Annotated in this window: 16 protein-coding genes; 8 read left to right on the top strand and 8 right to left on the bottom strand. The window is 44.9% G+C overall.

What is annotated here, in order from left to right:
* Positions 1–6: 6 nt before the first annotated feature.
* The 5 genes from L0991_01500 to rpsB all read right to left on the bottom strand — a co-directional run bounded on the left by L0991_01500 (position 7) and on the right by rpsB (position 4,125).
* Positions 7–759, bottom strand: a complete 753-nt coding sequence (locus tag L0991_01500; protein ID XGB62761.1) for an isoprenyl transferase — start codon at positions 757–759, stop codon at positions 7–9.
* Positions 760–857: 98 nt separating this feature from the next.
* Entirely contained in the window at positions 858–1,415 is a 558-nt protein-coding gene (gene frr / locus L0991_01495; protein XGB62760.1) for a ribosome recycling factor, read from the bottom strand.
* A 98-nt stretch (positions 1,416–1,513) separates the two neighbouring features.
* Entirely contained in the window at positions 1,514–2,245 is a 732-nt protein-coding gene (gene pyrH / locus L0991_01490; GenBank protein XGB62759.1) for a UMP kinase, read from the bottom strand.
* Between the two features lie 161 nt (positions 2,246–2,406).
* Positions 2,407–3,252, bottom strand: a complete 846-nt coding sequence (tsf, locus tag L0991_01485) for a translation elongation factor Ts (protein ID XGB62758.1) — start codon at positions 3,250–3,252, stop codon at positions 2,407–2,409.
* 141 nt (positions 3,253–3,393) lie between these two features.
* On the bottom strand, positions 3,394–4,125 hold the full coding sequence (gene rpsB / locus L0991_01480) for a 30S ribosomal protein S2 (GenBank protein ID XGB62757.1): 732 nt from the start codon (positions 4,123–4,125) through the stop codon (positions 3,394–3,396).
* Positions 4,126–4,583: 458 nt separating this feature from the next.
* Here rpsB and map point away from each other — a divergent pair, with 458 nt between their 5' ends.
* The 3 genes from map to L0991_01465 all read left to right on the top strand — a co-directional run bounded on the left by map (position 4,584) and on the right by L0991_01465 (position 8,789).
* The gene (gene map, locus L0991_01475; protein XGB62756.1) at positions 4,584–5,462 is read left to right on the top strand and encodes a type I methionyl aminopeptidase; all 879 of its coding nucleotides are present in this window, start codon (positions 4,584–4,586) and stop codon (positions 5,460–5,462) included.
* A 139-nt stretch (positions 5,463–5,601) separates the two neighbouring features.
* Positions 5,602–8,223: a bifunctional uridylyltransferase/uridylyl-removing protein GlnD gene (glnD, locus tag L0991_01470; GenBank protein XGB62755.1), complete on the top strand. Its 2,622-nt coding sequence runs from the start codon at positions 5,602–5,604 to the stop codon at positions 8,221–8,223.
* 182 nt (positions 8,224–8,405) lie between these two features.
* Entirely contained in the window at positions 8,406–8,789 is a 384-nt protein-coding gene (locus L0991_01465) for a DUF3461 family protein (GenBank protein XGB62754.1), read from the top strand.
* 105 nt (positions 8,790–8,894) lie between these two features.
* Here the strand turns inward: L0991_01465 and truC are convergent, their stop codons facing one another.
* Positions 8,895–9,644, bottom strand: coding sequence for a tRNA pseudouridine(65) synthase TruC (gene truC, locus L0991_01460; GenBank protein ID XGB62753.1), 750 nt, complete (start codon positions 9,642–9,644; stop codon positions 8,895–8,897).
* Positions 9,644–9,958, bottom strand: coding sequence for a YqcC family protein (locus tag L0991_01455; GenBank protein ID XGB62752.1), 315 nt, complete (start codon positions 9,956–9,958; stop codon positions 9,644–9,646). The genes truC and L0991_01455 overlap by 1 nt, the downstream gene beginning before the upstream one ends.
* Before the next feature lie 86 nt (positions 9,959–10,044).
* Between L0991_01455 and L0991_01450 the strand changes: the two genes are divergently transcribed.
* A complete protein-coding gene (locus L0991_01450; protein XGB62751.1) occupies positions 10,045–11,085 on the top strand; it encodes a DUF3549 family protein in 1,041 nt (346 codons plus the stop codon).
* Between the two features lie 88 nt (positions 11,086–11,173).
* Positions 11,174–11,482: a DUF3301 domain-containing protein gene (locus tag L0991_01445; protein XGB62750.1), complete on the top strand. Its 309-nt coding sequence runs from the start codon at positions 11,174–11,176 to the stop codon at positions 11,480–11,482.
* Here the strand turns inward: L0991_01445 and L0991_01440 are convergent.
* Complete coding sequence (locus L0991_01440) at positions 11,448–11,966, bottom strand: GNAT family N-acetyltransferase (protein ID XGB62749.1); 519 nt, start codon at positions 11,964–11,966, stop codon at positions 11,448–11,450. The genes L0991_01445 and L0991_01440 overlap by 35 nt on opposite strands.
* A 749-nt stretch (positions 11,967–12,715) precedes the next feature.
* Here L0991_01440 and L0991_01435 point away from each other — a divergent pair.
* From L0991_01435 to L0991_01425, 3 genes are all read left to right on the top strand, one after another.
* Entirely contained in the window at positions 12,716–13,003 is a 288-nt protein-coding gene (locus tag L0991_01435; protein XGB62748.1) for a hypothetical protein, read from the top strand.
* A gap of 64 nt (positions 13,004–13,067) precedes the next feature.
* Positions 13,068–13,511, top strand: coding sequence for a YaiI/YqxD family protein (locus L0991_01430; GenBank protein ID XGB62747.1), 444 nt, complete (start codon positions 13,068–13,070; stop codon positions 13,509–13,511).
* A gap of 118 nt (positions 13,512–13,629) precedes the next feature.
* Complete coding sequence (locus L0991_01425; protein XGB62746.1) at positions 13,630–14,355, top strand: MipA/OmpV family protein; 726 nt, start codon at positions 13,630–13,632, stop codon at positions 14,353–14,355.
* The last annotated feature ends 31 nt before the right edge of the window (positions 14,356–14,386 follow it).

Here is a 14,386-nt window from a genome sequence, read left to right as displayed (position 1 = left end):
TCCTTATTAACTGTCCATCAGAGCTTTAATCTGCTCACCGGTGCAGCCAAAACGGCGCTCACGATTTACAAACCAAGTCACAGCTTCTACTAAGCTGTCTTCATTAAAGTCTGGCCAGAATTGTTCAGTAAAATACATTTCGGCGTAAGCCAGCTGCCAAAGCATGAAGTTACTAATGCGGCATTCACCGCTGGTGCGGATCAAAAGATCAACTTCAGGAATATCCGCCATTGTCAGGTGCTGTGTAATCATAGCTTCATCAATGTCTTCTACATTAATATCGCCAGACTTTACCTGTTGAGCGATGGAGGTCATCGCTTGCTGAATATCCCACTTACCACCGTAGTTCGCGGCGATATTGATAACCATACCGGTATTGGTGCTAGTCAAAGCTTCCGCTTCTTCGATTTTCTTTTGTAGTCGATCATTGAAACGACTTTTATCACCAATAACACGAAGTTGTAGATTATTTTTATGGAGCTTTTTCACTTCACTTGAAAGCACGGATATAAAGAGTTCCATCAAAATACCCACTTCTTCCTCTGGTCGACGCCAGTTCTCACTACTGAATGCGAAAAGTGTTACGGCTTTGATGCCCAATCTGGCAGCAGAAGAGATGGTTTTACGAACGGCTTGAACACCGTTTTTATGACCAAAGACGCGAGGCTTGCCCTGAGCTTTTGCCCAGCGACCATTACCATCCATGATGACAGCAATGTGTTTAGGAAGAGAGTCTGTGAACGCTTGAGAATTATGCATAAAAGAGTGAATCAAATTCTAATAGTCGAACAGAGTAGCATAAAAAAACGCTGAACAGTGAGTACAGCGTTTTTCCGGAAAGAAAAGAATATGGAAAATTAAACTTCCATCAACTCTTTTTCTTTAGTTGCTAGAACTTCGTCTACGTTCTTAACCGCAGCGTCAGTTAGCTTTTGAATTTCGTCTTGTGCTTTACGATCTTCATCTTCAGAGATTTCTTTATCTTTAAGAAGTGCTTTTAGATCGCCATTCGCGTCACGACGGATGTTACGGATAGCAACACGGCCACCTTCAGCTTCGCCACGAACGATTTTAACTAGGTCTTTACGACGCTCTTCCGTTAGCGGTGGAAGTGGAACACGGATAACCGTACCCGCAGACATAGGGTTTAGACCTAGGTCAGATGTCATGATCGCTTTTTCAACTAGAGGCGTTAGTGTTTTATCAAACACTGTGATTGCTAGAGTACGAGCGTCTTCAGCAATAACGTTAGCAACTTGAGTCAAAGGCGTTGGTGCACCGTAGTACTCTACTGTAAGGCCAGAAAGTAGGCTTGGGTGTGCACGACCTGTACGAATCTTTTGCAGGCTGTTTCTTAGTGCATCAACACTTTTTTCCATGCGCTCTTGAGCGTCTTTTTTGATTTCGTTAATCACAATTTCACCTTGATTATGTTCTTTCTTCAAGAAAGCTTTTTATTTGGAGTGATAAGGATAAAGCTTACCAGAGTATAGCCCCCAGTAAGCCCGAAAAATTAGTCAGCGTCGCTGATTAATGTACCTTCAGTTTCACCCATAACCACGCGGCGTAGTGCGCCTGGCTTATTCATGTTAAATACACGGATTGGCATTTTGTGATCACGTGCTAGCGTAAATGCAGCCAAGTCCATTACTTTAAGCTCTTTCTCAAGAACTGTGTTGTAAGACAAAGTATCATACAGCTCTGCGTCTGGGTTTGCTACTGGGTCAGCAGTAAATACACCATCTACTTTTGTCGCTTTTAGAACTACGTCAGCTTCGATTTCGATACCACGTAGACATGCAGCAGAGTCAGTAGTGAAGAATGGGTTACCAGTACCAGCAGAGAAGATCACAACGCGACCTTGACGTAGTTGGCTGATTGCATCTGCCCAGTTGTAGTCGTCACACACGCCTTTTAGAGGAATTGCAGACATTACACGTGCGTTTACGTAAGCACGGTGCAGTGCGTCACGCATAGCAAGGCCGTTCATTACTGTTGCAAGCATACCCATGTGGTCACCAACAACGCGGTTCATGCCAGCTTCAGCAAGACCAGCACCACGGAACAAGTTACCGCCACCGATAACAACACCAACTTGAACGCCTAGTTCAACCAATTCTTTTACTTCTTGAGCCATACGATCAAGGATCGTTGGGTCAATACCAAAACCTTCTTCGCCTTGTAGCGCTTCACCGCTAAGTTTTAACAGAATACGTTGATACGCTGGTTTAGGGTTCGTAGTCATGGAGTTTACCTTCCAAAGAGTTGATGATTAACAGTCATGGATAAAAACTGAGTAAGTCAGTTTGCATTCATAACCACTAACGTTGCCTTCAAAAATAGTTCACTATTCATAAAAAGACCGCAGCATTTGCCACGGTCTTTTTTCAAACAATACGCTAAGGATTAACCTTTTTGTACCGCTGCAACTTCGTCAGCGAAGCTCATTTCAGCAGCTTTCTCGATACCTTCACCAACTTCTAGACGTACGAAGTTAGATACTGCAGCGCCTTTTTCTTTAAGGATTTCGCCAACAGTTTTCTTAGGTTCCATGATGAAAGCTTGACCTGTTAGAGAGATTTCGCCCGTGAATTTCTTCATACGGCCGATAACCATTTTCTCAGCGATCTCTTGAGGCTTACCTTCGTTCATAGCGATTTCAACTTGAACTTCTTTCTCTTTAGCAACTACGTCTGCTGGTACGTCTTCTGGGTTAACAAACTCAGGACGAGAAGCAGCTACGTGCATAGCAACGTGCTTAAGAGTTTCAGCTTCGCCTTCACCAGCTACAACAACACCGATTTTCTCACCGTGACGGTAAGAAGCTAGAGCAGCACCTTGTACGTATGCTACGCGACGGATGTTGATGTTTTCGCCGATTTTTGCAACTAGAGCAACGCGAGTTTCTTCGAACTTAGCTTGTAGCTCTTCTACAGAAGCTTGAGTAGCTACTGCGTCAGCTGCTACTTCTTCTGCGAATGCAGTGAAGCTAGCATCTTTTGCTACGAAGTCAGTTTGGCAGTTAACTTCAAGAAGAACAGCTACACCGTTCTCTTCTTTGATGATGATTGCGCCTTCAGCAGCAACGTTACCAGCTTTCTTAGCTGCTTTCGCTGCGCCAGATTTACGCATGTTTTCAATTGCTAGTTCGATGTCAGCGTTTGCTTCTACAAGCGCTTTCTTACATTCCATCATGCCAGCGCCAGTGCGCTCGCGAAGTTCTTTAACTAGAGCAGCAGTTACAGTTGCCATTCTCTATTCCTCGGTTGATTCGAAAATAAGGTAAAAATCAGGGGCCAAAATGAGGCCCCCGATCTAACTATAACTTAGCTTACATTTAATAAAGATTTCAAAATCTATATTAGCTAAGCCAAGCGTGATTCAGAGCCGCTATTATTCAGCTTCTACAAAACCATCTTTTTCAGCAGCTACAGCAGCAACGTCTTTGTTACGACCTTCTTTAACCGCGTCTGCAGCAGCGTTTAGGTAAAGCTGTACTGCACGGATTGCATCGTCGTTACCTGGGATAACGAAGTCAACGCCGTCTGGGTTAGAGTTAGTATCAACTACAGCGTAAACTGGGATACCTAGGTTGTTTGCTTCTTTAACCGCGATGTGTTCGTGATCAGCATCGATTACGAATAGAGCGTCTGGTAGGCCGCCCATGTTCTTGATACCACCAAGAGACTTCTCTAGCTTCTCCATTTCACGAGTGCGCATTAGAGCTTCTTTCTTAGTTAGCTTGTCGAAAGTACCGTCTTGAGCTTGCGCTTCAAGTTCTTTCAGACGCTTGATAGACTGACGAACAGTTTTGTAGTTCGTTAGCATACCGCCTAACCAGCGGTTGTTAACGTAGAACTGGTTGCTGTTTACAGCAGCTTCTTTAACAGCTTCAGATGCAGCGCGCTTAGTACCAACGAAAAGAACTTTACCTTTCTTCTCACCAACTTTAGCGATTTCTGCTAGAGCTTCGTTGAACATTGGTACAGTTTTTTCTAGGTTGATGATATGTACTTTGTTACGAGCACCAAAGATGAATGGCTTCATTTTTGGGTTCCAGTAACGAGTTTGGTGACCGAAGTGAACACCAGCTTTAAGCATATCGCGCATTGATACAGTTGCCATTTTAAAATCCTCTATGGGGTTAGGCCTCCACATCCCCCATGAATCCGACCCCTAACAACTAACCACTTTTCAGCCGTTATCTGTGTTGTTGAAGCACCCCGGAACATGTGACGGAATGTGTGTGATTTAAAGATATAAGTTAGTGGATACCAAAGCCTGTTTCGCCAGTTGGAGAAAACAGTCCTGATGTCCGGCGCGCTTTATACCATATTTTGTCTATCTATGGCTAGAAAAAAATCAAAAAATGGCGACTGCTATACTGTTCTCTAAAGGTAAATTTCCTCTATAAAATAGTGTCTATATCAAACGGCTTCTGCATCCGTTAGCCGAGCATTATTTAATCACGTTAACAGTATCCACCAGTATTGTACGGATATGGTAATGTTGCGCTAAATTGCTGCACTGATAGAATAGCCCCAATATGCACACTTAGGTGCTACCAAATTAAGAGATATGCAATGGCTGTAAAAATTAAAACTGCTGAAGAAATTGAAAAAATGCGCGTCGCCGGCAAGCTGGCTGCTGAAATTCTAGAGATGATCGAACCTCACATCCAAGTAGGTACGACGACAGAAGAGCTAAACCAAATCTGTCATGACTACGCTCTAGAAAGAGGCGCATACTCAGCACCACTTGATTACCACGGTTTCCCTAAGTCTATCTGTACGTCTATCAACCACATCGTGTGTCACGGTATTCCGGCATCACAAGACGAAACTGGTAGCACAGGTCAATTTAAGCCTGCTGTACTTAAAGATGGCGACATCCTTAACGTAGATATCACGGTAATCATCCCTGACGACGAAAATGCAGATCTTAGCACTCGTCCTCAAGGCTACCACGGTGATACGTCTAAGATGTTCCTTGTGGGTGAAGTTTCACCTGCAAACAAGCGTCTGTGCATGGTTGCTCAAGAAGCACTTTACGAAGGCATGCGCCAAGTGAAGCCAGGTGTTCAACTTGGTCAAATCGGTACGGCTATTGAGAAGTACATCAAGACCAACAACAAGAATAACCCTCGCGCTAAGTTCTCTATTGTTAAAGATTACTGTGGCCACGGTATCGGTTCTGAGTTCCACGAAGATCCACAAGTTGTACATTACAAAAACAACGACCGCACAGTACTGAAAGCGGGCATGTGTTTCACTATCGAGCCAATGATCAACGCCGGTAAGTTTGGCTGTCGTCTTGATGACGAAGATAGCTGGACAGTGTACACAGCAGACAGCAAGAACTCGGCTCAATGGGAGCACACACTAGTCGTAACAGACACAGGTTGTGAAGTTCTAACACTGCGTAGCGATGATACAATTCCACGTATCATGAAAAACGCTTAGTTCACTGAGCTAAACGCATCAAACCTTTAAAAATATCCTCGCATTGTCGAGGATATTTTTTTATCCGCTCAATTTCGATTTTCCACCAGCTTCTGGTAAATTGTTTAATATTCTCATTTGCTTGCACGGATAGCAGACTATGCCTTATCAATGCCCTCTTACGTTCAATGACGAACAAATTGAAATCTGCGAATTAAAAAATCAGCTCGAGATCTTCACGCAGTACCAAAAAAATGAATTCCTAAATCACCACCCTGTTACTGACTTGGTATTGCTCCGCTCTGAATACATGGACTTGTTACTCAGACGCTTATGGGAGCACTTCGGTTTTAGCAACCTACCTCATATTTCGCTAGTTGCTGTGGGTGGCTATGGTCGTGGTGAACTTCACCCGCTGTCGGACATTGATATCTTAATCGTATCCCAAAAAACATTGCCACCAGCCCTCGGTGAAAAAGTCAGTCAGTTCATTACCTTACTGTGGGATTTAAGGCTCGAAGTTGGCCACGCAGTGCGTACCATTGCTGAGTGTATTGATATTGGTTTCGATGATCTAACCGTTGCCACCAACCTACAAGAGTCACGCTTATTGTGTGGCAGTGAAGATACCTTTCAAGAACTTAAACTGAAGATTCATTCCGATTCATTTTGGCCAAGTGAGACCTTCTACAAGGCAAAGATTCAAGAACAGAGAGAGCGTCATGCACGCTACCACGATACCACTTACAACCTTGAACCTGATATCAAGTCTACGCCAGGCGGCCTACGAGACATCCACACCCTCAGCTGGGTGGCACGTCGCCACTTCGGTGCGACCTCTCTACTTGAAATGAGCAAGTATGGCTTCCTTACCGATGCAGAGTATCGTGAGCTCGTAGAATGCCAAGACTTCTTATGGCGCGTTCGCTTCGCACTGCATATTGAGCTACGTCGCTACGACAATCGCCTGACGTTTGCCCATCAAGCACAAGTCGCCGAACACCTTGGCTACACAGGTGAAGGCAACCGCGGTGTCGAAATGATGATGAAGGAGTTTTATCGAACCCTTCGCCGCGTGGCAGAACTCAACAAAATGCTGCTCAAACTATTCGACCAAGCGATCATTAATGGTGGTGAGACAGAAGAAGCTGAGATTCTCGATAATGACTTCCAACGCCGAGGTTCACTGATAGAAGCGCGCAAGCCCGCCCTATTCCAAGCAAGGCCGGAAACCATTCTCGATATGTTTATCCATATCGCCAATGACTCTTCCATCGAAGGGGTTAGCCCTCCAACATTACGACAACTGCGTACAGCGCGTCGCAGGCTCAACCGTTTCCTGCATACCATTCCAGAAGCGCGTGAGAAGTTCATGACCTTGGTTCGCCACCCCAATGCACTGCACAAAGCGTTTAGCTTGATGCACAAATTGGGCGTGCTCTCAGCGTATTTACCGCAGTGGAGCCAGATCGTGGGCCAGATGCAGTTCGACCTGTTCCATGTTTACACCGTCGATGAACACAGTATTCGACTGCTCAAGCACATCAATCGCTTCGGTCAAATTGAAAACCACGACAAACACCCTATCTGTTGTGAAGTCTACCCACGAGTGCAGAAGAAAGAACTGCTGATCCTAGCCGCTATCTTCCACGACATCGGTAAAGGCCGTGGCGGTGATCACTCAGAGATTGGTGCGGTCGAAGCGTACTCTTTCTGTATTGAGCATGGCTTATCAAAACCAGAAGCCAAGCAAGTGGCGTGGCTAGTACAAAACCACTTGTTGATGTCTGTTACCGCTCAACGTCGCGATATCTACGACCCAGAAGTGATAACCGAATTCGCCAAGAAAGTACGTGACGAAGAATCACTAGAGCTGCTGGTTTGTTTAACCGTTGCCGACATCTGTGCAACCAACCCAGAGCTATGGAACAGTTGGAAACGAACTCTACTCGCAGAGCTATTCCATTCAACTCAGCGAGCGCTGCGACGTGGCTTGGAAAACCCGGTCGACGTTCGAGACCGTATTCGTCACAACCAACAAATGGCATCTGCACTGCTACGTAAAGAAGGCTTCACTGCTCGTGAAATTGAAGTGTTGTGGCAACGCTTTAAAGCCGATTACTTCTTGCGTCATACCCACAAGCAGATCGCATGGCACTGTGAACATCTACTACGCCTAGAAGATCCAAGCCAGCCTTTAGTTTTGATCAGCAAAAAAGCGACACGTGGCGGAACAGAAGTCTTTGTTTACTGCAAAGACCAAGCAGCACTGTTTGCAACCGTGGTTGCCGAGCTCGACAGACGTAACTTCAACGTTCATGACGCTCAGGTTATGGCGAGCAAAGATGGTCATGTTCTTGATACCTTTATCGTTCTAGACCAGCATGGCAATGCGATTGACGAAGCAAGACACAAGGCTGTCGCAAAACATCTAACCCATGTTCTAGCCGATGGTCGCCCAACAAAGATTAAGACACGTCGCACGCCGCGTAACTTACAGCACTTCAAGGTCAAAACTCTAGTTGAGTTCTTACCAACTAAGAGTAAAAAACGTACCTTGATGGAACTAAGAGCACTCGATACGCCTGGGTTACTGGCACAAGTTGGTGCAACCTTCGCAGAGTTAGGTATCAACCTACATGGCGCTAAAATTACGACCATTGGCGAACGTGCAGAGGATTTGTTTATTCTGACCAGCGACACTGGTGGGCGACTTTCTGAAGAGCAAGAACAGGCGCTCAGGGAAAGGCTAACCGAGCATGTTTCCGAGCTTGCGCCTTAGAACGAGAATGGAGCACAACTCGCCGGTTTAATGAGCAAATAAGTGTGGGCGAAGATAGAGAGCGATCTTGCCCACAACTTACAATCAATTCACAGATATCAACTATCTAGCTCGTCGTTAGGCTGCTACATTGATTAAGTCAATTACATAAAAGTATTACATTCATAAACTAGAGGTCGCTTATGTATCCAAACCTCACTGGCTTAGGTATCCACGAGCCTAAACAGATTGAACGTTACTCCCTTCGCCAAGAAGCACACAAAGATATCCTTAAGATTTATTTCCGTAAGCAGAAAGGCGAGCTGTTCGCGAAAAGCGTTAAGTTTAAGTACCCACGACAAGTAAAAAGTGTGCTTGTTAGCGGTGGCAATAATCAATACAAAGAAGTGACTGAGATTAACCGCAACCTCACGCTTGTGATTGATGAACTTAATAAGATCACCAAACCTACGCCAACCACTGAGATGGATGTAAAACAGAAGATCCTGACCGACCTACGTCATTTAGAAAAGGTTGTGTCTAGCAAGATCGCTGAGATCGAAGCGGATCTAGAAAAGCTAAAATGATCTCGACACTAGACGACTAGTGACCATCATTGGTTGATCTACTCAAGATTATACAGACAAGAAAAAGGGCTGATATCACTATCAGCCCTTTGTTTTATCTAACTTTTATTTAGACGACCGTGCTTGCGCATCGACTAAATTTGTATCCCACTCAAAGGTTTCAAATAACTGTAGCCAAGTTTCATCAAGGCTTGCCTTCATCACTAATTCTTCTTTAGTGAAAGGGTGAATAAAGCGCAACTCTGAAGCGTGCAGTAACAAACGGTGTGAATCCAAGTTTTCACGGAACAGTCGGTTATGCTTGCCATCACCGTGAGAAGTATCGCCAACAATTGGGTGTCTTAGGTGGGCCATATGACGGCGCAGTTGATGTTTACGGCCCGTCTTTGGCAACATCTCCACTAAGCAGTAACGGCTCGTTGGAAAACGCCCTGTCGAATATGGTACTTCCACTTTTGCTAACGGTTCATAAGCCGTCACGGCCTCTTGTGCTTCCTTGTCCTCTTTTGCAAACTTATCCGCGATCTTGTCTAACTCGACTTTAAGTGGGTAATCAAGCGTATCGCCCTCTTCTATCCAGCCACGAACAATTGCATGATAAGTCTTTTGCATCTCATGGTTAGCGAACATCGGCATCACCTCAGAAGCCACTTCACTTGAGAGTGCGAACACCAATACGCCGGAAGTCGGCCTATCTAAACGGTGCAATGGGAACACGTGTTGACCAATTTGGTCACGCAGAGTCTGCATCACAAACTGAGTCTCATGTTTATCTAGCCATGAGCGGTGCACCAGCATTCCTGCAGGCTTATTTACCGCGACAAAGTACTCATCTTGATAAATGATCTCTAACATTAGGCGCATACCTCATCAATGCTTTGAATCGTCACTAGTAGCTCAGCTTTGTCCGCCTCGTTTTTCCATACTTCACAAAAATATGGATGAATAGCAAACCCTTTAGGTAAAGGCATTTGCGCGTCAATCAGCGCATTGATCTTTACGATGAAGATCCACTGTAGCCACTCTTCGGGTTGCAGTGAATCGATAGCAAAAGGTTCAACGCTCGCCAGAGCTTCATCCGACGGTGCAACGCTACTCCACAGAGAGCGTTGGCGCATTTGTTGTTCTAATTGTTGAAGTAATGGAGGTAACTTTGTGGCAGCTGTCATTTTTCACCAAGTTATTTATCTAGTGACCTTGAAATTGGGGCATAGAGTACCATCTATTGAGGAAAGAAAGTTAGGAGCTTATTACTATGGAAACCATTCACACGCTCACTCAGTTATTAAAGAATAGCGGTTGCCAATACGATATCTACGATCTCGGTCGTCGTATCCAGAAAATCGACAACACCTTATTCTCAGATGTTGAGCAAGGGAAACAGCCATACCCATTTCCACTTCAGAAACAAGCTCACTTAGCGATCAGCTACTGGAATGAACAAAAGCAGCCATGGATCTGGTTCTTAAAATTCAAACTAGATGAAAGAGGCCTACTCAACCAAGCCGATGTAGGTAACTTTTTGAAGTTCGTATTAGAAGCGATGGGCACGCGCTTAAGCGGTGAGATCAGCGAAGAGCAACAGGAAAAGCTGTCAAACAACCCATACACCTTCAAACCTTCTGAAGACAAAATGGCGGTATTCCATAGCCAAGTAAGAGCAGAATTAGACCTTGCTACTAGCCAATACTATGAGCATGCTCAGCACTACTTCACCGGCGAGTTAGGTTGGGACAATTGGCAGACTGTTGGCCTTCAAGGCATCACTGATATGAGTGCCCGTCTCGGTAGCCAACAAAACGGTGTCGCAATTCGTAAAGCCTTCAACAAGCTTCCTTCTGAGCCACTTTACGCGACATTAGGCGCACTTGAGCACACACAAATTAATGACAAGCTAGCTCAACGCTTACAAGAGATGGCAGAGAATGAGATCAACAGCAGCGAACCAGACCTATTCTTGTTATCTGCACTGGTGCGTGCCCTATCCGGTGCAGAGCCAAACATCACCAATACAGTGATTAACCAAGTTCTGGCGAGCCCGCGTTTAAGTCATCAAGAAGTACTGATTGGCTTAGCAGGCCGAAGCTGGCACGCTCTACAAAACCCAGCCATTGCTGAGCAATTCTTGTTGCGCCTCGCACAAACGGGCAATCAAAACCTATTCAACCAGCTATTTGCAGATCTGGTGATGATTCCAGCTCTGAGAATGGTATTTTTACCATTGCTGAACTCAAACCCATCTCCAGAATTGGCGAATGCACTTATCGAGTTACAACAAGCTACTAAATCTCAGTAATACTTTAGCAACTAGCTGATAAGCCTGAATAAAGCTGCTTAAAGCTAGGGTTAAACAGGAAGAAAAAGTAAAAGGAAGTATGGATTAAATGATAGATAACTTATTGGCTATTTTGTTTCTGTGCTTCTTTTGCTTTCTGTTTTGGCAGCAGCGCAGGCAATCTGAGCTTGCAAAAGCTGCCATTGCGAGAAAGTGTAAAGAGCTCGACTTGCAACTATTAAGTGTTGCCTTTAGTGGTCATAAACTGAAGATGCGCCATGAACTCACGACTATTTGGCGCTGGCACACCATTTACCAATTTGAGTTTTCAGCGTTAGGGGATGACTGTTACAAAGGGAAACTGACCATGGTAGGTTTCCGTTCTATGCGGTTTGAGCTACAGCCTCATAGAATGTAACGTCGCAGTAAGCGGTGTATCGATATTCATGATAAGGGCCAAACTGATCTTGTTTGGTCTCTTTAAATACAAAGCCGAGTTTTTCTAAAAGCTTGATCGATGGATTATGACCGACATTAACGGTCGCGAAAACATTCGTTAAACGCTCTTCAAAGCACACCAAATTAAAGAAAGGTTTCAGCACCTCACTGGCAAAACCTTGATTCCAATACTCTTTATCCAAGATAAAACCTAACTCGTGCTTACCTTCTTCTGATGAGATAAATACATGCCCAAGATATTCACGGGTTTGGTTATGGATAATGGCACGGCAAAAGCCGACGTTGTCTTGCAGTATTTCTTGAAATAGTTGCTTCGCAGAAGCGATAGAATGCGGCCCATTCATTTCTGCTCGATTAATCGGGCAGCAGTTGAGCTTAATGAAGTCGTGCTGTAGCTGTTCGGTATAAGGTACTAACAGCGTTCTTGAAGTTGCTATCGTCATAAAACACTCCTTGTGTTGACCGTTAGCAGAAAAGCAGATGTATTGCTCCTAAATAAAGAGCCTCTAGATGGGTGAAATGTCCAGATAAAGAAAAGCCCCGACACCGAAGTGTCAGGGCTAGGGTCTTACTCGCAGCAGTCCGGCTACTAATTAATGCTCCATGCATCATCCATAATAGTGGCTGTAATCCTTCAGCTCTTTCCTTTACTTCGCCGTCCTAGCGGTGTCCAATCATCCTGAAAGCTAACAATCCTAGTTAGCGCACATCACTTGTTCCGTGAGCGGTGTCCTTTACATCATCCTGATGCTAATCCAACCCTTTATCCTAAAGGTGTCCATTGTCATTCCATTGCAGCTAACTTCCTGTTAACTGACTGTGTCCCTACAATGTCCTTGCGCTCCATGCTTGATCACTCAATCCTAAGTAACCAAATCTTCATCCTGAAGATAACCAATTCCTTGGTGCTTTCCTGTTCCGTGTCAGAATCCTTCCGACAAGGTTTAATTTACGCGATTTAGGATTTCGGACAATAGATTTGCATCACATTTTGAATTCAACCAAGTTGTTAATTATATAAAACAATTAAAATTCAACACCTTAGCCATATGCATATCAATTTCTCTAGAGAAGTATTCGCGTTATCTCACAGCGTTTGTAAGAGATCTCTCACACGCCATAGGCAGTTTTATGATTCGCTATCGGTCACCGGAGCGAGTAAAATGACCAAAGACTAAAAATGGAGGTCAACATGCTGACAAAAGATGTTTCTGAAGAGTTGAAATCAGTGCTTGAAGGACTGCAAGCACAAGGCAAAGAGCCAACCGTTGCATTAGTAAAAGCTCGCATGAGTACATCGGTTCCAATGCCTGCGTTAATTACGACCATTAAAAGCTGGAAAAGCGCGAACCGCGTTCCCAAGGTAGAAGTCGCTGCACAACAAGAGCCAGAGGTCGATCGTATTGGCCAACTAGAAAAACAAATTATTGAACTTACCGCTCGCGTCGCCACGCTTGAAGCCAAATTAGCTGAGCAGTAAGTTAGCCGAGACGTAAGTTAACAAAAATAAATCAACAGATTAGCTAACAGAGAAATAGAACACTATGAAGATATGGGTTGATGCGGACGCTTGTCCTAAGGTTATCCGAGAAACCATCGTACGCGCAGCTGAGCGAACCGGTGTTGAATGCACCTTCATCGCGAATCACGTTGTCCCTGTACCGAAGCGTAACAACATTCACTCTATTCAAGTACCAAGCGGATTCGATATCGCCGACAATGAAATAGTAAAACGTACAGAGAAAGGCGATCTCGTGATTACTTCAGATATTCCTCTGGCTGACGAGGTGATCACTAAAGGCGCACTCGCGCTGAGTTCTCGTGGGGAGCTTTACACCAAAGAGACCATTAAAGCGCGCCTAAATATTCGCGACTTTATGGAAACCATGCGCTCAAGTGGCATCCAAACAGGTGGCCCAAGTTCACTATCTCAAACCGACCGTCGTGAGTTCGCTAACCACCTTGATCGCCTACTAGCAAAGCGCTAACCCTCCCTTCTTCTCCAGAGAGATCTGGGAACGTCTCATTGAGGCAACAAAGAGCTCTGTGAAATTTTAATCGACCTACTCCGTTCTTGATATTTATTACAATAACGGAGTATTGATTATGGTTCGTCGCATTGCTTTAGCACTGTCCATCACTTTAGGAAGCACTCAACTGTCCTTCGCCAATCAAGAATATGGCATCGTTGGCGGCAGCCTCACTTACGGCGAAAGTGTTTTTTCTACCAAGAGTACCCCGCAACTTGGTGCGACACCCAACCTCTTTTATTCTGGCTCTAAAGGCTTTATTGATGGCAGCTTGGCAAACTGGCAACTGCTGCCTTTTGTCGGACTATCTGGAAACTGGCGGTTCGCTGAAGTATCAGATACCTTCGTTGACCTACCCAGTGGCATTCAAGACAGAGATGGCAATGGCGAACTCGGGATAACTCTGGGGACAGTAGGCGCTAGACTCACCTACTTACACGACGTAACTTCAGAGCATAATGGCTACGAAGTTCAGCTGCATCTAGGCAGGACGTTAGAAACATGGGCAAAGCCATTAACCATTACCCCCTACCTCGAAGTCGATTATCGTGACAAAAAACTCTCTAATCACCTCTACGGCATTTCAAGCAGCGAATCCTCTGCATCAGGGCTAGATCAGTTTGATGCAGGGTCTACCTTTGTTTATCAAGCAGGGCTCATTAGCCTCTATGAATTTACACCACGCTGGATTGGTATCAGCAAAATGGAATTAACTCATCACGACTCGAACAGCCCTCTCATCCAAAGGGATGTAGGGTGGTCGCTAGAGTTTGGGATAACCTACCGATTTGCAGGCTTGTAATCCCTATCTTCCAACAAAGAAAAAGCCCGCA

It is taken from the genome of Vibrio chagasii, from assembly GCA_041879415.1.
GTDB lineage: Bacteria > Pseudomonadota > Gammaproteobacteria > Enterobacterales > Vibrionaceae > Vibrio.
Note: the sequence above shows the minus strand (reverse complement) of the source record. Positions and strands in the feature narration are given on the sequence as shown.